At 72.0% G+C, this 24,315-nt stretch carries 17 protein-coding genes and 1 tRNA gene; 8 read left to right on the plus strand and 10 right to left on the minus strand.

The window, feature by feature from the left end; translation table 11 throughout:
* The first annotated feature begins 165 nt into the window (after positions 1-165).
* Positions 166-1,392 carry an iron uptake transporter deferrochelatase/peroxidase subunit gene (gene efeB, locus VET29_RS06585; protein ID WP_324915971.1) on the plus strand — a complete coding sequence of 409 codons (1,227 nt, stop codon included), beginning with the start codon at positions 166-168 and terminating at the stop codon, positions 1,390-1,392.
* Between the two features lie 39 nt (positions 1,393-1,431).
* Positions 1,432-3,060 (plus strand): alkaline phosphatase family protein, encoded by a 1,629-nt coding sequence (locus VET29_RS06590; RefSeq protein ID WP_324915976.1) that lies wholly within the window; start codon positions 1,432-1,434, stop codon positions 3,058-3,060.
* A gap of 480 nt (positions 3,061-3,540) precedes the next feature.
* On the opposite strand, the gene VET29_RS06595 is transcribed toward VET29_RS06590, so the two are convergent.
* From VET29_RS06595 to VET29_RS06625, 7 genes are all read right to left on the minus strand, one after another.
* On the minus strand, positions 3,541-4,800 hold the full coding sequence (locus tag VET29_RS06595; RefSeq protein WP_324915980.1) for a cytochrome P450: 1,260 nt from the start codon (positions 4,798-4,800) through the stop codon (positions 3,541-3,543).
* Positions 4,791-5,309, minus strand: coding sequence for a phosphopantetheine-binding protein (locus VET29_RS06600; protein ID WP_324915984.1), 519 nt, complete (start codon positions 5,307-5,309; stop codon positions 4,791-4,793). The genes VET29_RS06595 and VET29_RS06600 overlap by 10 nt, the downstream gene beginning before the upstream one ends.
* On the minus strand, positions 5,261-6,490 hold the full coding sequence (locus VET29_RS06605) for an AMP-binding protein (RefSeq protein WP_324915988.1): 1,230 nt from the start codon (positions 6,488-6,490) through the stop codon (positions 5,261-5,263). Before VET29_RS06605 ends, VET29_RS06600 begins: the two co-directional genes overlap by 49 nt.
* Positions 6,487-7,335 (minus strand): alpha/beta hydrolase, encoded by an 849-nt coding sequence (locus VET29_RS06610; RefSeq protein WP_324915992.1) that lies wholly within the window; start codon positions 7,333-7,335, stop codon positions 6,487-6,489. Before VET29_RS06610 ends, VET29_RS06605 begins: the two co-directional genes overlap by 4 nt.
* A 28-nt stretch (positions 7,336-7,363) precedes the next feature.
* On the minus strand, positions 7,364-8,260 hold the full coding sequence (locus VET29_RS06615; RefSeq protein WP_324915996.1) for a helix-turn-helix transcriptional regulator: 897 nt from the start codon (positions 8,258-8,260) through the stop codon (positions 7,364-7,366).
* Positions 8,261-8,384: 124 nt separating this feature from the next.
* Entirely contained in the window at positions 8,385-9,203 is an 819-nt protein-coding gene (locus tag VET29_RS06620; RefSeq protein WP_324916000.1) for an alpha/beta hydrolase, read from the minus strand.
* Between the two features lie 79 nt (positions 9,204-9,282).
* A complete protein-coding gene (locus VET29_RS06625) occupies positions 9,283-10,122 on the minus strand; it encodes an AfsR/SARP family transcriptional regulator (RefSeq protein ID WP_324916004.1) in 840 nt (279 codons plus the stop codon).
* An 87-nt stretch (positions 10,123-10,209) separates the two neighbouring features.
* On the opposite strand from VET29_RS06625, the gene VET29_RS06630 reads away from it, so the two are divergent.
* The 4 genes from VET29_RS06630 to VET29_RS06645 all read left to right on the plus strand — a co-directional run bounded on the left by VET29_RS06630 (position 10,210) and on the right by VET29_RS06645 (position 17,428).
* Positions 10,210-10,920 (plus strand): NUDIX hydrolase, encoded by a 711-nt coding sequence (locus VET29_RS06630; protein ID WP_324916009.1) that lies wholly within the window; start codon positions 10,210-10,212, stop codon positions 10,918-10,920.
* 48 nt (positions 10,921-10,968) lie between these two features.
* Positions 10,969-15,234 (plus strand): hypothetical protein, encoded by a 4,266-nt coding sequence (locus tag VET29_RS06635; protein WP_324916012.1) that lies wholly within the window; start codon positions 10,969-10,971, stop codon positions 15,232-15,234.
* 442 nt (positions 15,235-15,676) lie between these two features.
* Positions 15,677-15,865 carry a DUF3072 domain-containing protein gene (locus VET29_RS06640; RefSeq protein ID WP_324916016.1) on the plus strand — a complete coding sequence of 63 codons (189 nt, stop codon included), beginning with the start codon at positions 15,677-15,679 and terminating at the stop codon, positions 15,863-15,865.
* Positions 15,866-15,970: 105 nt separating this feature from the next.
* Positions 15,971-17,428 carry a phospholipase D family protein gene (locus VET29_RS06645; protein WP_324916032.1) on the plus strand — a complete coding sequence of 486 codons (1,458 nt, stop codon included), beginning with the start codon at positions 15,971-15,973 and terminating at the stop codon, positions 17,426-17,428.
* A gap of 14 nt (positions 17,429-17,442) precedes the next feature.
* Here the strand turns inward: VET29_RS06645 and VET29_RS06650 are convergent.
* A tRNA-OTHER gene (locus VET29_RS06650) sits at positions 17,443-17,566 on the minus strand.
* Between the two features lie 129 nt (positions 17,567-17,695).
* Here VET29_RS06650 and VET29_RS06655 point away from each other — a divergent pair.
* Positions 17,696-18,154 (plus strand): TIGR03618 family F420-dependent PPOX class oxidoreductase, encoded by a 459-nt coding sequence (locus VET29_RS06655; protein WP_324916020.1) that lies wholly within the window; start codon positions 17,696-17,698, stop codon positions 18,152-18,154.
* Here the strand turns inward: VET29_RS06655 and VET29_RS06660 are convergent.
* Positions 18,151-18,777 (minus strand): DUF1345 domain-containing protein, encoded by a 627-nt coding sequence (locus VET29_RS06660; RefSeq protein WP_324916022.1) that lies wholly within the window; start codon positions 18,775-18,777, stop codon positions 18,151-18,153. The two genes, VET29_RS06655 and VET29_RS06660, sit on opposite strands and share 4 nt — an antisense overlap.
* Positions 18,778-18,867: 90 nt before the next feature.
* Between VET29_RS06660 and VET29_RS06665 the strand changes: the two genes are divergently transcribed.
* A complete protein-coding gene (locus VET29_RS06665; RefSeq protein ID WP_324916027.1) occupies positions 18,868-22,953 on the plus strand; it encodes a beta-galactosidase in 4,086 nt (1,361 codons plus the stop codon).
* Here VET29_RS06665 and VET29_RS06670 read toward each other — a convergent pair.
* Positions 22,947-24,315: hypothetical protein (locus VET29_RS06670; RefSeq protein ID WP_324916029.1), on the minus strand; the 1,369-nt coding region annotated here is incomplete at its 5' end. The genes VET29_RS06665 and VET29_RS06670 overlap by 7 nt on opposite strands.

The following is a 24,315-nucleotide window of genomic DNA, read 5'->3' on the forward strand; positions in this document are numbered from 1 at the left end:
GGACCGCACGGACCGGGTCCTGCGCTCGGCACAGCGGCCGGACGGGAGCTGGACACCCGTCACCCAGCTGGACCACCTGTCGCGGCAGAGGCTCAACGGGTCGGTGAGCGAGCTGACCGAACTGCTCGCGCCGGTCGCCACCATCACGGCGCCGAGGCGGACGGCATGAGCGAGCACGTCGGACGCCGGTCGTTTCTCCGTGGCGCCATCGCCGGGGCCGGTGCGACCGCGGCGGCCGGTGTCGGCGTCGCCGCCGGTGCGGGTGCGTTCGCCGGCGCGCGGGAACAACCGGCGCGCACGGAGGCCGTGCCGTTCCACGGGCGGCGGCAGGCCGGCATCCTCCGGCAGCCGGCCCGGCAGTCCATCGTGGCCTCGTTCGATGTCGTCGCGGAGAGCCGGACCGAGCTGGTGGACCTGTTCCGGGCGATCACCGAGCGGGCCCGTTTCCTGACCGCGGGCGGAGAGCCGGCCGCGGTGGGGCTCACCGCTCCCCCGCCGGACTCCGGGGTGCTCGGTCCGGCGGTGCCGGCCGGCGACCTGTCCGTGATCCTCGGCGTCGGCGCCTCGCTGTTCGACCGGCGTTACGGGCTCGCCGACCGCAGGCCGGCCAGGCTCGGTCCGATGCGGACGTTCCCCAACGACGCGCTGGACCCCGCGCAGTGCCACGGCGATCTCAGCATGGTCATCGCGGCCGCCGGCACGGACACCGTCGTGCATGCCCTGCGGGACATCATGCGTGCCACCCGGGGCGGCATGCAGGTGCGGTGGAAGATCAACGGGTTCGGCTCGCCGCCCCGGCCCGGCGGCACGCCACGCAACCTGATGGGGTTCAAGGACGGCATCAGCAACCCGGAGGGCGGCGACGTCGAGCGGCTGGTGTGGGTGGCCGGCGCCGATGGCGAGCCGGGCTGGACGGCCGGGGGCAGCTACCAGGTCATCCGGCTGATTCGCATGCTGGTCGAGTTCTGGGACCGCGTCGGTCTGTCCGAGCAGGAGAACATGTTCGGCCGCAGGCGGGACAGCGGCGCGCCGCTCGACGGTGTGCACGAGCACGACGTCCCGCGGTTCGCCGAGGACCCGTCGGGTTCGACGATCCCGCTGACGAGCCACATCCGGATGGCGAACCCACGCACGAAGGAGACCGACGCCAGCCGGATCCTGCGCCGCGCGTTCAACTACGACCGCGGCGTCGACGGCAACGGCAACCTCGACATGGGCCTGATCTTCACCTGCTACCAGCGGGATCCGGTGCGCCAGTTCGAGGCGGTCCAGACCAGGCTGGCCGACGAGCCGCTCGTGGACTACATCTCCCCGTTCGGCGGCGGCTACTTCTTCGCACTGCCCGGCGTGACCGGGCCCGACGACCACTTCGGCCGGGCGATGCTGGCCTGACCGGAGCCGGATTCGAGTTCCCACCACCAGGAGGACACTGTGGACAAAGCGTTCGGCCCGCTGGGCCGTAGGCGGGCACTACTCGCCGCCGCCGCGCTGGTCGTCGCGGCGGGTGTCGCCGTCGCGATCGACGTCACCGCCGGCGGCGCGAACGCCCAACCGCTTTCCGCCACGCATGCCGAGCACCTGCACACCACCACGCCGATCAAGCACGTCGTGGTGGTCTTCGGCGAGAACATCGCGTTCGACCACTACTTCGGCACCTACCCGAACGCGGCCAACACCGATGGCACGCCGTTCCAGGCCGACCGCCACACCCCGAAGGTCAACGGGCTGACCCCGCGGCTGCTCCAGCACAACCCCAACGCGTACAACCCGAACCGGCTCTCCTCCGGCCAGGCCCTGACCTGCGACCAGAACCACAACTACGACGCCGAGCAGAAGGCATTCGACAACGGGAAGATGGACAGGTTCGTCGAGTACACCGAGACCGACAAGTGCACCGGGCAGCCGATCCTGTTCGGCGAGCCGGGACTGGTCATGGACTACTACGACGGCAACACCGTCACCGCGATGTGGAACTACGCCCAGCACTACGCGCTCAACGACAACTCGTTCGACGCCGTGTTCGGCCCGTCCACCCCCGGCGCGATCGACCTCATCTCCGGGCAGACCCACGGCGTGCAGGCGCTCACCTCCGTCACCCACGAGCCGACGACCGACGACTACGCCGTGAAGTCCCCGGACGAGAACGGCGTCGGCACCATGGTCAACGACCCGGACCCGGCGTGGGACGACTGCTCGGACAAGAACCACACCGCCGACGAGAACCTGGCCACCATGCACGGCCGCAACATCGGTGACCTGCTCAACGCCAGGGGCGTGACCTGGGGCTGGTTCGAGGGCGGCTTCCGGCCGACCGGCACGCGGGACGGGTTCGCGGTGTGCGGGCAGACCCACGCCAACGTCGGCGGCCTGTCCTCCGTCGCCTACAGCCCGCACCACCAGCCGTTCCAGTACTACAAGTCCACGGCGAACCCCAAGCACCTGCCGCCGAGCTCGGTGCGGGCGATCGGGGCCACCGACCAGGCCAACCACCAGTACGACGTCAGCGACTTCAACGCCGCGGTGGACGCGGGCAACATGCCGGCGGTGAGCTTCCTGAAGGCCCCGGAGTACCAGGACGGGCACGCGGGCTACTCGGACCCACTCGACGAGCAGCGGTTCGTGGTCACGGAGATCAACAAGATCCAGCACTCGCCGGCCTGGCGCGACACCGCGATCGTCCTCGCCTACGACGACTCGGACGGCTGGTACGACCACGTCGCCCCGAAGATCGTCAACGGCTCGCACGACGCGAGCCTGGACTCCCCGATCTGCACCGGCGCCCGGACCACGCTGGGCGGCTACGCCGACCGGTGCGGCTACGGCGCCCGCCTGCCGCTGCTGGTGATCTCCCCGTACAGCAGGCCGAACTTCGTCGACCACACCCCCACCGACCAGACCTCGGTCCTGCGCTTCATCGAGGACAACTGGCGAACGGGCCGCATCGGCGACGCGTCCTACGACAGCCGCGCGAACTCGATGGCGAACATGTTCTCCTTCCACCGCCCGACCAGCGGCACCCTCCCCCTCGACCCGGCCACCGGCGCGATCAGGCACCGGTAGCCGGGAAGGACGCCTTCCTCACGCCCCGCGAGTGAGGAAGGCGTCCTTTCATGCGCGGCCCGACCGGGTTCGGTCGGCACCGCGGTCCAGGTGTCCGGTGGCGCCATTGGACGGCCGTGCGGCGTTGGCGCTGCTGAACATGACGCGTCGTTTCTGGTGCTTCTCGCACGGACTTCCACGCCTGTGCTCGCGTGCCCCACGAGCGGGACGGCGTAGCGGCTTCGGCGAAACAGTCCGTCCTGGATCGACGCACGAGTGCCCCCGCCGCTCGCACTCATAGGACCGAACGCCCCACGAGCGAGAAAGACGCGAACACGGTCCACGCACGAGTGTCCCTTTCGCTCGCACTCACCGGGTGAAAGTTATCCACACCCCCCGCTGACCAGCCGTTTTGTCCGTACCCGCCGGTACAATGGGACCGGGGCCGGCCCCCTGGGTTGGGTGGGGGACTGCCCACGCAACCACCTGCGTTCGCGTTGATCAAGAAAGTGGTTTGCGGCGGGTTGCGGTCAGAGGTAGGTGCTTGATGCCGGCGATGAAGTTGGAGTGCAGGTGGTCCGGTTCGCCGGCCAGCTCGACGTGTTCGAACTGGGCGAACAGTTCCCGAAAGAACTCCTCCAGCGTGATCCGGACCAGTGCGTGGCCCAGGCAGTAGTGCGGGCCGACGCCGAACGCCAGGTGCCGCTGAGCCGACCGGCGCCGCACATCGAAGGTGAACGGGTCCGGGAACACGCTGGCGTCCCGGTTCGCCGAGCCGATCCACGCCGCGACCGCGTCGCCCTCCTGGATCGTCACGTCGCCCAGTTCGAGGTCGCGGGTCGCGTAGCGGATGAAGTGGCTCGTCGGGGAGCTCCAGCGCAGTGCCTCCTCGATGCCGGTGTCCAGCAGGCCCGGGTCACTCGCCCACCGCGCGTACAGCCCACGCTCGATCAGCTCCACCATCGTCGAGTTCGGGACGTGCGGGGTGGTGACGTTCGCGCCGAGCAGGACGCTGTAGCAGTTCGACACGATCTCCCCGGCCCGCAGCGGGTCCCCGTCGTCGACGCCGATCTTGCACAGCACGTCGATCAGGTCGGTCCTGCCGTTGCCCGTACGCCGTCCTATCGCCTCGTGCAGTGACGCGAACAGCTCACGATGCGCTCTGTCCACCGTGGCCTGTGCGCCCTCCGGCCGGACGTACTCCGGATCGTCCGGCGCGACCGCCTGGGTGGTCAGGAACGTCAGGTGCGGCCAGTCGTCGCGGTCCAGACCCATCAGGGTGCCGATCACCGCCATCGGCAGCTTTCCGGTCAGCTCGGCGAAGTCGAACGGCTCGCCGTCGACGACGTCCGCGAACAGGAACCGGATCTCGTCGCGGATCACGTCGCGGTGGTTCGCCACGACCCGCCCGTTGAGCGCGCGCTGGATCGGCGACCGCATTCTCGTGTGCCGTGGCGGGTCCGTCGCCGGGAGCTGCCGCCCGCCGGCCGGATCCGTCCTGCCCAGCAGGTTCAGCAGGGTGCCGTGCTCGGACGTGAACGCCGTGTGGTCCCGCAGCACCGTCGCGACGTCCTCGTACGTCGTCGCCGACCAGAAGCCCAGGTCCGGTCGCACCTGCTGCCAGTGCACGGGTTCGCGGGCACGCATGGCCTGCCAGACGGCGTGCGGGTCCCCTTCCGCGTGCAGTACCGGGTCGATCAGGTCCACCTCGTCCAGGTCGACCAGGTCGACCGGTTCCTCGCTCGGCCGTGTCAGTCGCACGTCCTGCTCCCCTCCTCGTGAATCGCCTCCGCGAGCCCGGCCACCGTCGGGTTCTCGAAGAACAGCCGGGCGGCGGGCACCTCGACCGACAGCTCGCGGCGGACGCGCTCCAGCACGTCCGCCGCCAGCAGCGAGTTGCCGCCGATGTCGAAGAAGTCGTCGTGGCGGCCCACGTGTTCGACGGCCAGTGTGTCGGCCCAGAGGGCGGCCAGTCTTGCCTCGATCGACCCGTCGTCCATAGTGGACCCACCCCGCGCCGGCGCCGGCAGCGCGGCGCGGTCGACCTTCCCGGCGCGGGTGAGCGGAAGCTCGGGCAGCACCACGAACGCGGCCGGGATCATGTGCCGTGGCAACCGCGACGCCAACGCGGCGCGCGGATCGCTCGGCGTGCCGACCACATACGCGACGAGAACCTTCTCCCCCGGCGTGACGTCGTGCCGGGCGACCACGACGGCCTCGGTCACGCCGGGCTGTTCGGCGAGCACGGCCGCGACCTCGCCGAGCTCCACCCGGTGTCCGGCGATCTTGACCTGGTCGTCGACGCGGCCACGGAACTCCAGCGGACCGTTGCGGCGGACCACGTCCCCGACGCGGTACATCCGCTCGCCCGGCACGAAGGGATCGGGCAGGAACCGCCGCGCCGTGTCAGCTCGGGGTCGTTCAGGTAGCCGCGCGCGAGCCCGGCGCCGGCGGTGTACAGCTCGCCCCACTCGCCGTCGGGCACCGGCCGCTGGTGCTCGTCCAGCACGTACACCCGCGTGCCGGCGACCGGCTGTCCAATGGGGACGGTGTCGCCGACCGGACCGGTGACTGTGTGACACGCCGTGAAGCAGGTGTTCTCCGTCGGCCCGTACCCGTTGACCATCCGGACCCGCGGGTGTGCCGCCAGCACCCGGTTGACGTGGGCCGGCGAGAGCACGTCACCGCCGGCGACGAGCTGACGAAGCCCACCCAGGCTGTCCAGGTGCCGTTCCACCATGCGGTGGAACAGTCCGGCGGTCAGCCAGAGGGTCGTGATCTCCTCGGTGCGCAGGCATTCCGCCAGTTCGGGCAGCGACAGTGGCCCGGGCGGGTGGAGCACCAGGCGGCCGCCGCTCAGCAGCGCGCCCCAGATCTCGAACGCGGCGACGTCGAACGTCGGCGGGCACAGCTGCAGGAACGTCTCACCGGGTCCGAAGTCGAGCCAGTCGGTGTCGTGCACGAGCCGTGCCACGCCGCGGTGTGGCACGGCCACGCCCTTGGGATGACCCGTCGAACCCGAGGTGTAGCAGACATAGGCCAGCGCATCGGCCGATCCGGTCGGCACGACGGCATCCACGGACTCCGCACCGTCCACGTCGAGCACAACCACGCCCGGGACGGACATCCGTTGGTCGGTGAGCAGGACACGTGCCGCCGCCTGGTCGAGCATGTACCGCAGTCGCACGGCGGGTTCGTCCGGATGCAGCGGCAGGTAGGCCCCGCCCGCCTTCAACACGGCCACGAGAGCCACGACCAGCTCGAACGAACGATCGAGGCACACGCCCACAACGCTTTCCTGGCCGACACCGGCCGCACGCAGCCGGTGCGCGAGCTGGTCCGCCCGCGCGTCCAGCCGCCGGTACGTCAGGTCCTCGCCACGGAACCGCAGCGCCGTCGCGGTGGGCGCACGCCGCACCTGCTCGGCGAACAGCTCGTTGATCGTGGTCATCTCACCGCGAGCTGGTGCGCCGACGCGATGACCAGGGCCAGCTCGGCCGGCTGGGACAGGAACGGCGAGTGCGACGTCTCGAGCTGCCGCACGACCGTCGGACGCGACGACACCGCGTCGATCTCGGCGACGAAGAGCTGTTGCAGGGCAAGCGGGAACACCTTGTCCTGCCGGCACTGCACGTACGTGTGCGGGATCGCCCCGTACCGCTCCGCCGTCACGTTGATCGTCTCCGCGGGGGCGCCGATCGGGCCGTCCGGCGTGAGCAGCGAGATCGCGGCGGCCGCGGTGTCGTCGTCCACGTCGTGGTAGAACGCCTCGCGAATGACGCTCTGCCGTTCGGGGTCGCCGGTGTCCATGCGGAACGCGCCCACCGCCGTGAAGTCGCCGACGAACAGGCCGAGCGCGGTGTTCCCGGCCTCGGGCAGGGTGAAGTAGTCGGTGGTGGGCTTGCCGCTGACCGGCGCGTAGGCCGACAGGTAGACGAGTTCGCTGACGAGCTCGGGAGCCAGCTCCGCGGCGAGGGTCGCCACGACGCCGCCCATGCTGTGCGCCACGACCACGCACGGCCGTCCGCCGCCGATCCGGCGCAGCTGGTCGACCAGCTTCGCGGCGGCGGAGGAGGCGGTCACGTCCGCGACCGGCGAGGGTTCGGTGGCGAAGGCGTCCGGGTCGAACGGCCGGCGCAGGCGGGCCCGCGGCGAGCGGCTGTTGAGCCCGTGCCCGTCCATGTCCACGGCCACCGCCGGCACGCCGAGGCCGGCCAGGTGTTCGGTGACGAGGCTCCAGCACCAGCTGCCGTGCCAGTAGCCGTGTACGAGGACTACCGGGGGTGAAAGGTCCATATTCGAACGCTATGACCGGTGAGTCGGCTCAACCAGGGACTGTCGATACGTGGATAGCGCTGTCCCGGGCCAGTTCGCCGAGCCGCGCCAGGCGCTCCTGGGTGGACGTGCCGGGAACGGCGTGCAGGGAGTGGAGCCGCTGGCGGGACTGGGAGCTGACCGTGAGGGCGTAGTCGAAGTCGAGGCGGCCGACGCGTTCGTCCAGCACGGTCACCGCCGAGCTGTACGACGCGGACACCCGGTGCTCGTCCCACATCCTGGCGAACTCGGCGCTTCCCGCCCGCAGCGCGGCGACGAGCGCGGTCGCGGCCGGGTCGTACTCGCGCTGGGCGACGGCGACACGCAGGTAGGCGACGTACGCGCGGCCGATGTCCGCCTGCTGCGCCGGGGTGGCCAGCACGCGGTGCCGCCAGCGCCGCGAGACGAACCAGTTCCAGAAGAGGTTGCCCGCCCAGCCGTCCAGCCCGGTGACCCGGTCGAACAGGGCGACGTGCAGGTCGTTCTGGGCCACGATGGTCGCGAGGTCGTCCGAGACGAAGGCGGGTGAGGTCGCGGAGACGGCCCGCATGACCGACAGCAGCCTGGGGTCGACGTAGCCGCGTGGTCTCGCCACCGCGGGCGCGGCGTGGCCGGCGAGCCGGTAGAGGTAGCCGCGTTCGTCGGCGTCCAGCCGCAGGGCGGTGGCCAGCCCGGCGAGGATGGCGGCCGAGGGCTGCGGACCACGGCCCTGTTCGAGCCGTTCGTAGTAGTTGGTCGACATGTTCGCCAGGCGCGCCACCTCGTCCCGGCGCAGTCCCGGTGTCCGGCGCCGTTCACCGGACCGCAGCCCGACCACCGCGGGCGCCAGGTCCGCACGCCGCCGGCGCAGGAAGTCCGCCAGCTCGCCCCGCATCGTCGACTGGATGCTCTTCGCCGCGGAACTCATCCGGGCCAGCGTCGCACGCCACCGGCGACGCGCCCGTCGCCTTGCCTGTTCGAGGGTCTTACCGGGGACTTCCGGGCACGCCGCCGTTCGCGGAATACCGAGGTGGGTGCCCTGGTCCCGGCCGCTACGCCGGGAGATCGGCGATGAACTGGTCCAGCAGGGCGGCGAACTCCGCCGGGTTCTCCTCCTGGGGCGCGTGGCCGGCGCCGGCGATGACCTGGACCTCGCCGCGCCACAGGGTGGGGGCGTTGAGCTTGCGCAGGTAGTCGAGGCTGATGAGCTGCTCGCCGTCGCCGTGCAGGATGGCCAGGGGCCTGGCGAGCTTCTCGACGACCTCGACCTCGTCGGCGAGCGGCATGGTGGCGAGGCTGGCGTAGAAGTCACTGCGGGCCGTGCCGTCGGTGGCGAGGATGTCCTCGACGAGCTCGCCGGTCGGCAGCGTGGCGCCGGGGGCGAGGAAGGACGTGGCGTAGGCGAGCGCGGCGTCGGCGTCCACGTCGGCGGCGAAGCCGATCTGGACCGCGGGGTTGGGGAGGAACGCCGCGGGCATGTCCTCGACCGTGCGGACCGGCGGCGTGCCGAAGATGACGAAACCCGCCGCGTCGGGCAGCGCGGCCGCCGCCTCCAGCGCGATGTGGCCACCGAGGCTCCAGCCCACGACCACCGCACCCCGGGCGTCCGTCGCCGTGACGAACTCGGCGAGGATCGCGGCGTAGCCCGGCAGGGAGTACACCCCCGACCCGGCCTCGGCCGCCGGCGACGCCCCGTGGCCGGGAAGATCCAGGGCCAGGCAGCGATGGCGCTGTCCGAACGGCCCGTCCAGCAGGTGATGCCAGGTCCGTGACGAGGACGAGTTGCCGTGCACGAACAGGACCGGCACACCGCCGCCCTCGCTACCGCGGTAGGCGATGTCCTGCCCCGACACGCGAACGACCTCGACCATGACGACTCCCTTGATCAGCGGGCTGCCAGCATGCCACGGCCCGTGCTCGCCGCCGGCACGCACTCGGTTCGCGACCGGTCTACGTGCCGGCCGTGACGATCGCCAGGGCCTCGGTCAGCAGCATGCGGACCCGCTCCAGGCCGTCCTTCGAGCCCGGCAGGCCCGAGCGCAGCGCGGTGGTCGTGGTACCCGCCAGCGCGTCCGCGTGGAGCTGCCGCAGCTCCCGGCCCGGCTCGGTGCCCAGTTCCTCGGCCAGCAGCCGGTCGGCGTCGTGGTAGGTCGCGAGGGCCTCGGCGTACCGGCCGTCGCGGCACAGGGCCTGCATCAGCAGGGCCCAGAACCGTTCGCGCAGCGGGTGTTCGGCGACCAGCGCACGCAGCTCCCCCACCAGGTCGCCGGCCGCGCCCAGCGCCAGGTCCAGCTCGACGCGCTGCGCCAGGGCCCGGCAGTGCAGCTCGACCAGGTGCGGCACCTCCGCTCGGGCGAGCGCCTGCGACGGCACGTCGCCGAGCGGGGCGCCCCGCCACTGCGCGAGTGCCCGCCGCAGGCTCTCCCTGGCCGCCGACGGGTCGCCAGCCGCGCGCTGCCGGGCCGCCCGCGCGGTCAGGTCGGCGAACCGGCCGAGGTCCAGCTGTCCATGGGACACCTCGATGGCGTACGCCTCCGGCCGCGTCGTGATCAGGCGGCCGGCCGGGCCCAGGTCCCGCCGCAGCCGCATCGCGTACGTCTGCACCGTGCGCCGCGCGCCCCTGGGCGGCGCCGCGGGCCACAGCCGGTCGATCAGCTCCTCGATGTGCACCGGACGGTTCGCCCGCAACAGCAGCGACGCCAGCATGATGCGGTGCTTGCGGGGGCCGATCGGCTTGACCTCGCCGCCGACGACGACGCGAAGCGGGCCGAGTACGCCGAAGTCGAGCACGGTGACCTCCCCAGCGTTTGTGTCGTCCTGACATTAACCCGGCCGGGAGATTTGTGTCAATGCGACGATTAGGTAGCCTCGTGGACCATGACCACGGCCAGCCGGCGCCCCCACGCCCCCGTCCGCATCACCGTGGACCTGGTGATCATCACGATCCGCGGCGACCGCCTGCACGTCCTGCTCGTCGAGCGCGACAACGAGCCCTACCGGGGCGCGCTCGCCCTGCCGGGCGGCTTCGTGCGCCCCGAAGAGGCACTCGAGGACGCCGCCCGGCGCGAGCTGGCCGAGGAGACCGCGATCGAGGCCGGCCGGATGCACCTGGAGCAGCTGCACACCTACGGCGCGCCGGACCGCGACCCGCGCGGCCGGGTGGTCACGGTCGCCTACCTGGCGATCGCGCCGAGCCTGCCGGTGCCGGTCGCGGGCTCGGACGCGCGGGCCGCCCACTGGGTGCCGGTCGAGGAGGCCGAGCACCTGGCCTTCGACCACGCCGAGATCCTCGCCGACGGCCTCGAACGGGCCAGGAGCAAGCTGGAGGGCACGACCCTCGCGACCGCCTTCTGCGCGGACACCTTCACGATCGGCGAGCTGCGGCGGGTGTACGAGGTGGTGTGGGGCGTGCCCCTGGATCCCCGCAACTTCAACCGGAAGGTGACCTCGACCGACGGGTTCGTGGTCCCCACCGGGGAGACCCGCAGCCAGGACACCGGGCGGCCCGCCGCGCTGCACCGGCGCGGCCCGGCCACGACGCTGCACCCCGCGATAATGCGGGAAAGGCCGCCCGGCCCACCTCGGTGACCAGTATTCTCGGCTCTCGCGGAATTCCTCGGCGCACCTGGGGGTGTTGTGAGCGGAGCCGATGACCTGCGGGCCGACATCGTCGTGCTCACCGCGCTCGACTTCGAGTACCAGGCCGTCCGCCAGCACCTGACCGGCGTGCGCGCGCACGTCGACGTGAGCGGAACCCGTTACGAGACAGGGGAAACCCCGGGTGGCCGGTGCCGGGTCGCGCTGGCGCGGACCGGCGAGGGCAACACCCGGGCGGCGGCCGTCGCGAGCCAGGCCGTGCCGCGGTTCCAGCCCAGCGCGCTGGTGCTCGTCGGCGTCGCCGGCGGCCTCGCCGACGACGTCGAGCTCGGCGACGTGGTCGTGGCCACCCGCGTGCACGACTACCAGAGCGGCCGGGCGGAGGCCGGCGGCTTCCGCCCGCGCGGCAAGAGCTGGCCGCTCGCCCGCGGTCTCGAACAGGACGCCCATGACGTCGCACGGGACGGCACCTGGACCCGGTTGTTGTCCGGGGACACGGCCACCGTGCCGGCCGTGCACTTCAAGCCGCTCGTCTCCGGTGAGGCACTGCTCGACTCGTCCGACGGGCACCACGCCGAGCTGATCGCCGAGCACTTCAGCGACGCGGTCGCCATCGACATGGAGAGCGCGGGTGTCGCGGAGGCCGCGCACAGCAACGACTTCCACCGCACGATCACGGTGCGGGCGGTCAGCGACCGCGCGAACGGCACCAAGCGGGACACCGACGCGTCCGGCTGGCAGCGGCGCGCCGTGCGGCACGCGGCCGCGTTCGCCGTCGCACTCGCCGAGCGGATCACCGCGGGACCGGGCGGCACGCGACCGGTCGGCGCGTCGCCCTACCGCGGGCTGAACGCGTTCGGCGAGGCCGACGCCGAGCTGTTCTTCGGCCGTGCCGAGTCGACCGAGGCGCTGGCGCGCATGGTGTCCGACCACCGGTTCGTCGCGGTCGTCGGCCGCTCCGGCAGCGGCAAGTCCTCACTGGTGCACGCCGGCCTGCTCCCCCGCGTTCGCCGGCGCGGCTGGGCCATCGCGGCGTTCCGCCCGCTGGCGGGTGTGCCGCCCGAGGTCGCGCTGGCGGGCGGCCTGCTGCCGCTGCTGGAACCGGGACTCGGGCCGACCGAGACGCTGTCGCGCCGCGCCGTGGTCGCGGCGGCCGTCGCCGGCGGCCGGCTGCCGGAAGTGGTCGGCGAGGTGCTCGAGGCCACCGGGACGAGCCGTCTTCTGGTGTGCGTGGACCAGTTCGAGGAGCTGGTCGCCCGGCGCGAGGAGGCGGCCGGCGAGCTGGCCGCCCTGCTGGTGGGCCTGGCCACCGGCCCGGCCGCCGCGCACGTCGTGCTGACCGTGCGGACCGAGACGCTCGACGTCGCCGTGCACCGGCTCGGCCTCGGCGAGGTCACCGGGAACTCGGTCTTCCTGCTCACCCCGATGAGCACCGAGCAGCTGCGGGCGGCCGTCTCCGAGCCGGTCCGGTCGACCCGCGTGAGCTTCGAGCCGGGGCTGGTGGCGCGGATCATCGAGGAGGCCCGCGACGCGCCGGCCGCACTCACGCTGATGCAGTTCGCGCTGACCCGGCTGTGGGACGAGCAGGACCACGGCCTGCTGACCCACACCGCCTACGACGCGTTCGGCGGCGTCGGCGGCGCGGTCGCCACCTACGCCGAGCAGGTGTGGACCGAGGAGCTGGGCGAGGACGAGCGCGCCGACGCCCGCCGGCTGCTGCTGCAGCTGGTCCGGCCCGACGGCGACGGCGCGGTCCGGCGCACCGCGCGCGGTGGCGAGCTGGCGCCGGAGCTGATCGCGCTGGCCACGCGGCTGGCCACCACCCGGCTGCTGGTGACCGGCACGGACGCGACCGGCGAGCTGACCATCGACCTCGCGCACGCCACGCTCGCGACGCACTGGCGGCGACTGCACGAGTGGCTCGTGGAGGAGCGGGACTTCCGCGTGTGGCAGGAGGACCTGCGGGAGAGCATCCGGCGCACGGAGCCGCTCGCGGGGGTACGGCTCGCCGGTGCCGTGGCGTGGCTGCGCACGCACCCGCACGGCATCTCCCCCACCGAACGCGACTACATCCTCGCCAGCCGCAGGCGGCGGACGCGGCGCAACACCACCTGGCGCACCGCGCTCGTGATCATCCTCGTCCTGCTCATGGTCGTGAGCTGGTTCGCGGTGGACCGCCAGCAGCGCGCGAGCGAGCTGGAGGACCAGCTGCGCCGCAACGCCGGACAGGTGCTGGTGGCCATGGCGCGGGACCGGATCGGCACCGACCCGGACGTCGCCGCGCTCGAGTCCGTCGCCGCGTACCGCGCCAGCCAGGACCCCACGGTGCTGGCCAACCTCGCCGCCGAGTACCAGCGGTACCGCGACACCCGCCTGGTGTTGCCGCCCGGGGTCGGCCAGATCCTGGACATGGCCGTGAGCGCCGACGGCAGCGCGGTCGCGGTCGCCGGGCTGGACGGCGCCGCCGTGCTCTACCTGGACGGGAACCGAACCGTGGTCACCCGGCTCGGCCGGGACGTGCGGCGGGTCGCGGTCAGCCAGGACGGCCGGCTGGTGGCCACCGCCAACGACCTCGGCCGGGTCGAGCTGCGTGGCCGCGACGGCGGGGTCACCGTGCTCCGCGCCGAGGGTCCGCAGGCCGACCAGCCCGCCGTGCTGCGCTTCGACGACCGCGGCGACCGGTTGCTCGCCACGCTGTCGACCAGCGGGCTGGTGGTGTGGGACACGACGACCGGCGCGGAGACGATCGTGCCGGGCGCCGCCGCGGCGGCCAGGTGGGCGGCCGGGTCGGTGTGGTTCGGGCCCGGCGGGGACAGCGTCGTCATGGCCGCCGGGCGGGAGCTGTCGCGCAGGCCGCTGGACGGCGGCGCACCCACCACGATCACCTCGCTGCCCGAACACGGCGACGCGATCGTCACCGGCGACGGCCGCATGGCCATCACCTGCGCCGACGCGACGCTGGAGTACTGGGACCTCACCACCGGCCGGTCGCTTCGCCGGCTGCCGGTGTCGAACCTGGCGTGCCCGCCGCCGGTCGCGTTCGCCACCGACCGCGAGGGCCGGGTCACGACGGCCTTCGCCACCACGGAGAGCGGGAGCCACCCACGGGACGCGACCTGGCTGGTGAACCCGGCGGCCGGCGGTCCGGCACGGGTCGCCGTGCCCACGCCGGCGGGCCCCGGCGCGGTCGTCCGGCCGGTGCTCGCCAGGACCTCGCACGGCACGCGGGTGGTCAGCGCGGTGGGCACCGGGGTCGCCGTCGTGGACGTGCCCGAGCACGACTACTCCCCGGCCAACGACCCGTTCCTCGCCGACCCACTCTTCAGCCAGGACCTGCGGTACGCCGTCACCGCGTCGACGGCCACGCGGCCGGAGCTGGGCCTGTGGGACACCCTGACCGGTGCGGCGCTCACCAGCGTGCCGAACCCGGACGGTCTCGTGCCCCGGTGGTTCGACGCGGACGGCACCCGCATGCTCGCGGTGGACCCGGCGAGGGAGCACGTCGTGGTGTTCGCCGTGCCGACCATGGCCGTCGTCGCCCGGATCACGCTGCCGGCGGTGATGACCCGCAACCGGGACCGGTTCCCCGGGCGCTTCAACATCGCCTGTGTCGCCGGCCTGCCGGCACCGCGACAGGCCGCGGTCGTCTTCGCGGGCACGGTCGTCCGGCTGGACGTCCGCGCCGGCCGGCTCATCGGGCCGCCGGTTCGCCTGGGGCACACGGAAGCCGAGCTGAAGCGGCTCGCGGACACGGTCGCCTGTCAGGGCCGGCCCGGCCGCGACGAGATCGCGTTCGACGCCGGCCCTGGCGTCGAGCTGTGGGACCTGGACCACGGCCACGTGGTGAACCTGCCGGTGAACGACATCGGCAAGATCTCGAGCCTGCGGTTCAGCCCGGACGGCCGGATGCTGGCGGCATCCGGCTTCGACGGCACGGTGACCGTCTGGGACCTCCAGCGGCGGCGGGAGGTCCTGGCACCGCGGCAGGTGGTCCCGGCCGGCCTGGATGTCGAGGTCAAGCACTTCGCCGGCAACCGCGTGGTGGTGCGTGGCAGTGACGTGGTCCGGGTGTGGGACACGGGCCGGGCGGCCGCGGTCGCCGACGTCGAGACGCAGACACCCGGGCCGGCCGTCGTCTCCGCCGACGGGCGGACGCTTCTGTACTGGGGCAACGCGGGTCTCACCAGGCTGCCGCTCGACCCGGGTCGGTGGGCCGAGCACCTGTGCCGGATCGTCGGCCGCGACCTCACCGCGACCGAGCGCCGCGACCTGCCGGCCGGCAGCCCGACCGGCCGCGTGTGCTGACGGCCAGGTCCGCGGCACGTGTGTCGGCGCGGCCACCGGCCGGCGAGCGGCGGGTCCCCCCGGTAGTGCCCGGCAGTGGCCGGACACCGGTATGCCCAACCGCCGCTCGCCGAGCGGCTCTCCGGTCACGCGGCACGTGACTCGCACGCCGGCCCCCCAGTGCCGGCGCGGCGACACACGCCCAGGCCCGCGTGCCCGGAGACGACCCGCCCCCGGTTCCGGGGGTGAGCGGATCCACCCGGTCCGCGCGCATGCCCGCGCCGGTCCGGGAGAACGTGACGACCGGGGTCGGCTCGACCAGGCCGTGAGCGGCCGGGATGACGTCGACCACGGTTCGCATGGCCCCACTCTCCGTGACGCCGACGACAGATCGGCGACGAAACGGTGTAGCCGGCGACCGCGCGGGGTAGATAGAACGGGCGTTCGAGGAAAGGAGCCAACAGTGGTCACTCCGGTGCCCGACAAGGATCCAGAGGACTGGGTGACTGGGGACGAGCCGATGACCGGCCCCCAGCAGTCCTACCTGCACACACTGGCGCACGAGGCCGGCGCCGAGGTGCCGGACGGGCTCACCAAGGCACAGGCCTCCGAGCTGATCGACGAGCTCCAGGCGAAGACCGGCCGCGGCTAGGTCGTGTGACCCCGGAACCACGTGGCTCCACGGCGACGGTCCCGGGGTCACACGACACCCGCTCTCGTTCAGCGGAACCGGCGAAGTTGTAGTGCCATGGACATCGTGCACACATTTCGCTCAGTGCTGGACAAGGTGGACGAACGCGTCGGCGACCGCATCGAGCAGGTCCTGTGCTCGCACCACGAGCGCCGGTTGCGCCGGCTGGGCTGGGGTGAGGTGTTGGGCTCGCCGGGCAGCCGCGACCCGTTCGGGACGCGGGCCCCGGTCCGGCCCGGCAACCGGCTGGAGGTGCTGATCGACGGCGTCGAGGCGCTGCCGGCGATCGAGGACGCGATCAGGAACGCGAAGTCGCACGTCCACATCGCGAACTGGCATGCCAGTGCCGACTTCCGCCTGACCCGCGGGCCCGACGCGCCGACCCTGCGTGACCTTCTCGCGTCGACCGCGCAGCGCGGCGTGGACGTGCGCCTGCTGATGTGGGCCGGTCCGCCGATGCCCGCGTTCCAGCCGACCCGCCGGCTCGTGAAGGAGCAGCAGCGCCGGTTCACCGAGCACACCGGCGTGCGGTGCGTGCTGGACTCGCGGGAACGCACCATGCACTGCCACCACGAGAAGCTGGTGATCGTGGACGACACCATCGCGTTCGTCGGTGGGATCGACTTCACCGCGCTGCAAGGCGACCGGCACGACACGAACGAGCACCCGCCGGACCGGGCCATCGGCTGGCACGACCTGATGACCCGGCTGTCGGGACCCGTGGTGGCCGACGTCGCCAACCACTTCCGGAACCGCTGGACCGAGATCGCCGGCGAGGAACTGCCCGAGGTCGCGCCGCCCGAACCGGCCGGCACGACCGACGTGCAGATGCTGCGCACCGTCCCGGACGGGACCTACGCGTTCGCGAAGCGGGGCGAGTTCACCATCCTGGACGCCTACCTGCGCGCGCTGCGGTCCGCGAAGCGACTGGTGTACCTGGAGAACCAGTTCATGTGGTCGCCCGAGATCGCCGAGGTGCTGATCGACAAGCTCCGCGACCCACCGGACGACCGCTTCCGCATGGTCCTGCTGCTGCCCCGCAAACCGAGCAACGGCGCGGACACCACCCGCGGCCAGCTGGGCCGCCTGATAGACGCCGACGACGGCCACAACCGCCTGCTGGCCGCCACGCTCAGCACACACGACGGCCAGGAGTCGGCCCCGGTGTACGTACACGCCAAGCTGGGCATCGTCGACGACGTGTGGATGACCATCGGCTCCGCGAACCTCAACGAGCACTCGCTGTTCAACGACACCGAGGTCAACGTCGCGACCGACGACCGGGAGCTGATCCACTCGACCCGCCTGCGCCTGTGGTCGGAACATCTCCGCCGCCCGGTGGCCGACCTGGACACGGACCCGGCGGACGTCGTGGACGACCTGTGGCGCCCCATCGCCGACGAACAGGCCCACCGCGAGAACACCGGCCAACCACGCACCCACCGGCTGACGCTGCTCCCGGGCGTCTCCCGCCGCGCCGGGCGTCTCCAGGGGCCCCTGCGCGGCCTGCTCGTGGACGGCTGACCGTTGCCGGGTGGTGGTGGGCCGCCGGGGACTCGAACCCCGAACCCGTTGATCCCACGAGAAGGAAGCAATCCCATACCCGTGTACGCGGAGAGTGGGCGTGCTGAGCCAACCGCTCTACCCTTGAGCTGACGACCCGGCCGTCTGTCCTGTGTGGACCGTGCTCGGCAACGAAGAAAGCCGGCCGGATCGGCTGTTCCGAGTGGTCAACGGTATTTGTCCCGGCACAGCGCGCGCCTCCCGCACCATTCACGGTAGGTTCGGGACATGGTTTCGACCGAGGACGGGCTTCGCCGGGTCGCCGAGCTGGCCAGCACCGAGAACTGGCTGGCGGTGCTGGTCACCACGCGGTCGGACGGGGAACCGGCGGTGTCCGTGGTCAACGCGGGCATCCTCCCCCATCCGGCCACCGGGGAGTCCGTCGTCGCGCTGGTCTCCCGTGGCGACACCGCCAAGCTCGCCAACGTCCGCGCCCACCCGCGCGCCACCCTGGTCTTCCGCGCCGGCTGGCAGTGGATCGCCGTGTCCGGCACCACCGAGATCGCCGGCCCCGACGACCCGCACCCCGCCGTGCCGGCCGACCGGCTCCCCCAGCTGCTCCGCGACATCTACCACGCCGCCGGCGGCCGGCATTCCGACCTCGACGAGTACGACCGCGAGATGGTCGCCGACCGCCGCGCCGCGGTCCTCGTCACCCCGACCCGGTTCAGCACCAACCCGGGTTAGCCGGCGACCGCGCTCACCACCAGGTTGATCGTGGTCGCCAGGATGCCCGTACCGAACACATAGGACAGCAGCGTGTGCCGCAGCACCACGCCACGGATCACGGTGCTCGACACGGACGTGTCGGAGACCTGGTAGGTCATGCCGAGGTTGTAGCTGAAATACAGGAAGTCCCGGTACGCCGGCGGTTCCGGCGAGTTGAAGTCGATCCCGCCCGCCGGGTCGAGATAGTAGAGATGCGCGTAGCGCGTGGCGTACATCAGGTGCAGCGCCGCCCACGCCAGGAACACGCCGGCCAGCGCGATCGACGCCACGACCGGGGAGTTGCGGAGCAGGAGCAGCACCACCACGCCGACGAGACCGCACAACGCGACCGCGACGACGAGGATCTCCTCCAGCAGCGGCCGGAAGTCCTGCCGCCGCGTGTTGTCCCGGGTGGCGTCGGCGTCCATCCGCCACAGCGTGATCCAGCCCGTCACCACGAAGAACAGCTCCGTCGCGGTGATCCCGGCGATGACGCCGAGCGGCGCGTCCGTCAGCACACCGGCGACCATGCCGGCCACCACACCCGCGACGACCGCGACCGCCAGCCGCGCGACCGCGGACAACGCCAACCAGATCCTCACCGTTGGTCACAGTAGCGGTCCTTGACCCCACGCACCTGTCCGGCAACGATCGTGTTGACGTCGGAGTCCCCTGCTGCCCTCGGAGTAGACATGCGTCCGTACCGAGTCCGTTCCGAGCGCTGGTGGCAGCGGTTCGTCGCCATTGTCGGGATAGTGACGCTCGCCCTGCTCGGCCTCACCGGCACCCGGCCCGCCCAGGCGACGGAGAAGGCACGGTCACAGGCGCACACCGTGAGCTTCGACGGCTACTCCTTCCTCGTCGACGGCGCGCGCACGTACCTGTGGTCGGGCGAGTTCCACTACTTCCGCCTGCCCAGCCCGGACCTGTGGCTCGACATCTTCCAGAAGATGAAGGCCGCCGGCTTCAACGCCACCTCGCTGTACTTCGACTGGGGCTACCACTCCCCCGCGCCGGGGAAGTACGACTTCACCGGCGTGCGGGACGTCGACAGGTTGCTGGACATGGCACAGCAGGCCGGCCTGTACGTCATCGCCCGGCCGGCGCCCTACATCAACGCCGAGGTCGACGGCGGCGGGCTGCCCGGCTGGCTGTCCACCAAGCCCGGTGCCAACCGCAGCGCCGACCCCCAGTTCCTGACCTACGCCGACGAGTGGCTGTCCCGGATCGACCGGATCCTCGCCCGCCACCAGCTGACCGACGGCGGCGGCACGGTGATCGCCTACCAGGTCGAGAACGAGTACTACAACGGCTCGGCGGCCGGCAACACCTACATGCGCCACCTCGAGGACAAGGCACGTGCGGACGGCATCACGGTTCCGTTGACCGGCAACAACAACGGCACGTTCAACACCGGCACCGGCGCGCTGGACATCGACGGGCCGGACTCCTACCCGCAGGGCTTCGACTGCAGCAACCCCACGCGGTGGCGCGGAGTTCCGGACATCAGCTACGACCACCCGGCGGGCCGGCCCCTGTACACCCCCGAGTTCCAGGGCGGCGCGTTCGACCCGTGGGGCGGCCCCGGCTACGACAAGTGCGCGCAGCTGATCAACGACCAGTTCGCCAACGTGTTCTACAAGCAGAACATCGCGGTCGGCGCCACCGCGCAGAGCTTCTACATGACCTACGGCGGCACCAACTGGGGCTGGCTCGGCATGCCGCAGAACTACACGTCCTACGACTACGGCGCGGCGATCCGCGAGACACGCCAGCTCGACCCGAAGTACTACGAGGACAAGCTGATCGGCTACTTCACCCAGTCGGTCGCGCCGCTGACCAAGACAGACCGGATCCCCACGACCGCACCGGACAACCGGGCGATCGTCGACACCGGACGGATGAACCTGGACACCGGCACGCAGTTCCATGTGCTGCGCCACGACGACTCCACGTCGAACTCGGTGGACGGCACGCACATCGCCATCGACCTCAACGCGAAACCGACGCCCGAGCCGTCCTACACCTACGACGACCCGGACGCGGACCTGCGGTACGGCGGCAGCTGGTCGCACGTGGCCGACACCAGCTACACCGGCGGCGACTACCGGCACACCGAGTCGTTCTCCAACCGGGCGGGCGACACGCTGACCGTGCCGTTCACCGGCACCGCGGTGCGCTGGATCGGGTCGCGGACGAACAACCACGGCTACGCGGACGTCTACCTCGACGACGTCAGACAGGCCACCGTGGACGACTCGGGCGAGGAGAACCAGGCCGTGCTGTACCAGGCGTCCGGGCTGACCGACGGCCCGCACACGCTGAGGATCGTCGTGACCGGCACGCACAACACCGCCACGTCCACGGACAACTTCGTCGCGATCGACGCCATCGACCTCACGGTGCCACCGACGCCCCCGCCGGCCACGTATCCCGTTGTACCGCAACAGCCCGGCACCGCGATCACCCTCGACGGCCGCGACTCGCACATCATCGTGGCCAACTACGCACTCGGCGAGTCGACGCTGCGGTACTCCACCTCGGAGATCATGACCAACGCGACGATCGGCGGCGGCGACGTGGCCGTCCTGTACGGCGACAAGGACACCGACGGCGAGACGGTGCTCAACTACCCGTCGCGCCCGGCCGTCACGTCGGCCGGGGGCACGGTCGACACCACCTGGGACGCGGCAACCGGCGACCTGCGCCTGAACTACCGGCACAGCGGGCTGATTCGCGTGACGGTCGCAAGTGGACACCGGAAGCTGACGCTGTTGCTCGCCGACAAGCCCACCGCCGAGACGTTCTGGCGCCAGGACACCGCGGCCGGTCCGGTCCTCGTGCGGGGCACGCACCTGCTGCGCACGGCGCGGAGCCACGGCGACACCCTCGAGCTCACCGGCGACAACGGCACCGACCCGGACATCGAGGTGTTCACGTCCGCCCGGCACGTGACGTGGAACGGGAAGCCCGTCCGCACCACCGTTCCCGTCGCCGCGGCGGTGACGCTGCCCGCGCTGACGAACTGGAAGCACCGGGCGGAGTCACCGGAGTCCGATCCCGCCTTCGACGACTCCCGCTGGGTGGTCGCCGACAGGACGGCGTCCAACAGCGTCACCCCGGTGACCGGCGGCCCGGTGCCGTTCGCGGACGACTACGGGTTCCACACCGGAAACACCTGGTACCGCGGGCGGTTCCACTCGACCGGCAAGCAGACCGGCATCCACCTGGAGTCGCAGTCGGGCGGTGGCGCGCAGGCCTTCTCGGCGTGGCTCAACGGCGTCTTCCTCGGCAGCTCGACGACCGGCACGGCCGACCTCACGTTCCCCGCCGGCTCGGTCAGGGCGGACAACGTGCTCGCCGTGCTGACCGTCAACATGGGACACGAGGAGGACTACAACTCCACGAACAACAACAGGTCCGCGCGGGGACTGAACGTGGCGTCGCTGAACGGCGCGCCGCTGACCTCGATCACGTGGCGGCTGCAGGGAGTTCGGGGCGGCGAGCGGCAGATCGACCCGGTCCGCGGCCCACTGTCGACCGGCGGCCTGTACGGCGAGCGAGCCGGCTGGTCACTACCCGGCTACCCCGACGCCGGCTGGTCGAACATCACGCTGCCGGCCGCCGACCCGCGGCCCGGCGTGTCCTGGTACCGCACGAACGTCAGGCTGAACCTGCCCGCCGGCCAGGACACCTCACTCGGGCTCACCATCACCGACGATCCGGCCAGGGCCTACCGGGCGACGCTGTTCGTCAACGGCTGGCAGGTCGGCAACTACGTCAACCAGCTCGGCCCGCAGCACACCTTCCCCGTGCCGAACGGAATCCTGAACCCGCACGGCGCCAACACGATCGCGGTCGCGGTCTGGAACACCGACGGCACCAGCGGCGGGCTCGGCAAGGTCGAGCTGACGAGCTACGGCAGCTACACCTCGCCGCTGCGGGTCGGCCAGAACCGTAGTCCAGGCTACGACGCACACCGGTACGCGATGCCGAGGCCGCCGGGGGTCGCGGTCGCCCTGGATGTCCCGGACACCGTGCGTGCCGGCCAGACGATCACCGCGACCGCCACGGTCTCCGTGCCGGCGAAGGGCTCCCCCGCGTACGGCGTGACGCCGGCGCTCGCCGTCCCACCGGGCTGGACGGCGAGCACGGCCGATCCGGTCCGGGTGCTGCGCCCGGGGCAGTCGGTCCGCTTCACCTGGCGGGTGACCGTGCCGGCGGGCACGCTGCCGGCGTGGTCGGCGTTGCGGGTGTCGGTCGGCTACACCCAGCACGGCGCCCGGTCGACCGGCCGGGACGAGCGGATCGTCGGCACGGTACCGGCCACCCCGCCGGCCGGCGCCAACGCGGTCAGCGACCTGCCGTTCCTGTCGGCGTCCAACGGTTGGGGCCCGGTGGAACGGGACACCAGCGTCGGCGAGAACGCCGCGGGTGACGGCAGGCCGATCACGATCGGCGGCGTCACCTACCCGAAGGGCCTCGGCACCAACTCGGTGAGCGACATCCGGCTCTACCTGGGCGGTTCGTGCACGCGGTTCTCGGCGCTCGTCGGCGTCGACGACGAGCAGAACGGCGCCGGGACCGTCACGTTCACCGTGCTCGCCGACGGCGTCCCGGTCGCCGGCACGCCGACGATCAGGGGCAGGACGCCCGCGGTGCCGCTGTCCGCCGACCTGACCGGCGCCCAGGTACTCGACCTGGTGGTCGGCGACGCGGGCGACGGCAACGGCAACGACCACGGCGACTGGGCAACGCCGACGATCACCTGTCAGTAGGCGAGATCCAGGTGGAAGTGGAGGACGAGCGGGCCGTGCCAGTTGATGTTCTCGATGGCATGGGTCCGCTCGTTCCGCGAGGTGTTGGCGACCTCGGCGACGCGTTGGCGGCCCAGCTGTCCGTTGACGGCCATGGCCACCGACGCGTCGTCGTACAGGACACGCCATTCGATGCCGAGGTCGGCGGCGGCGGCGTCGATCGCGAGCAGGAAGCGGATGGCCGCCGCGGGGTCGTAGAAACCGTTGGCCTGCCTGGGTACCGGGAGGGTGAGGTCCAGTGAGCGACCCCGGTCGGCGAAGCTTCCGCCGCCGTGGCCCCGGTAGTTGGCGGCGAGGAAGGGCGCCCCGTACCGGTCGTCCAGCGTCTTGACCAGCTCGGCGGTGCCCGGGAGCACGCCGATGCTGTCCTTGTCCCACCGGGGACCCCAGACCGGCGTGCCGTCCGGCGCCTTCTCGTGGACGTCGACCCAGTCCTTCTGCTCCTCGGCCAGGCCCGCGGCCCGCACGACCTGGTCGGCGACCCCGCGGCCACCCACCTGCCGGACCTCCGCGGCCGCGACCGCAGCGGCCCGCTCGTCCTCGGTGAGCTCCAGTGTCTGGTCCTTCCGCTGGTTGCGCAGTGCCGCGGTGGCGCGGGCCACGGCGTCCGCGACCTGACGGTCGGTGAGCTCCCGCTTGCGGCGCACCAGTTCCTGGTGGACGACCTCGGCCTCGGTGGCCGCGGCCGGCAGCGCGGCGGGCTGGAACGGCCAGATCGGCTTCACCTTCGGGTTGGCGATGGTGGCGAAGTCGAGGTGTTCGCGCCGCTCGACCAGCCAGCCCCAGGCGGCGATGTTCCGGTACGAGGTGATCGCGTGGTCGATCCGCCGGCGGAAGGTGATGAGCTCCGCGATGACCGCCTCGTCCGGGCCGCTCTTCCTGGTCAGCTCCGCGAGCCGCTTCCTGATCAGTGCCCGGATCCGGTCCGGTAGCTGGGAGAACGGTGCGGCCAGCCCGCCGGGGACACGCACGCCGGGAACCGACAGGCGGGCGAAGGCGCCCTCCATCGTCTCGCCGTAGTCCTTGACCAGCTCCGCTCTGAGCAGCGGGTCGAGCGGGCGTTTCGCGGCGGTCAACCGCGTGGTCCAGCCCCGGGCGAGGGTGTCGACGTAGGTGCCGACCTGGGGCACTCCCCAGTAGGGGGCCGCGGAGTCGACCGGGAGGGGCAGGCCGGCCAGCCACCCGGCCACGGTGGCGGGAGTCATGCCGAACCCGGCGAGCAGCTTCGCGAGGAACGACGCATCCAGGGCTTGCACGGCGGCTACCTGCGGTGGGTCGGGTGGACGCGGGACGTCGGTGGTCACCACCGGCGCGGGCAGCACG

The sequence above is a fragment of the Actinophytocola sp. genome (assembly GCF_035634895.1).
Lineage (GTDB): Bacteria > Actinomycetota > Actinomycetes > Mycobacteriales > Pseudonocardiaceae > Actinophytocola.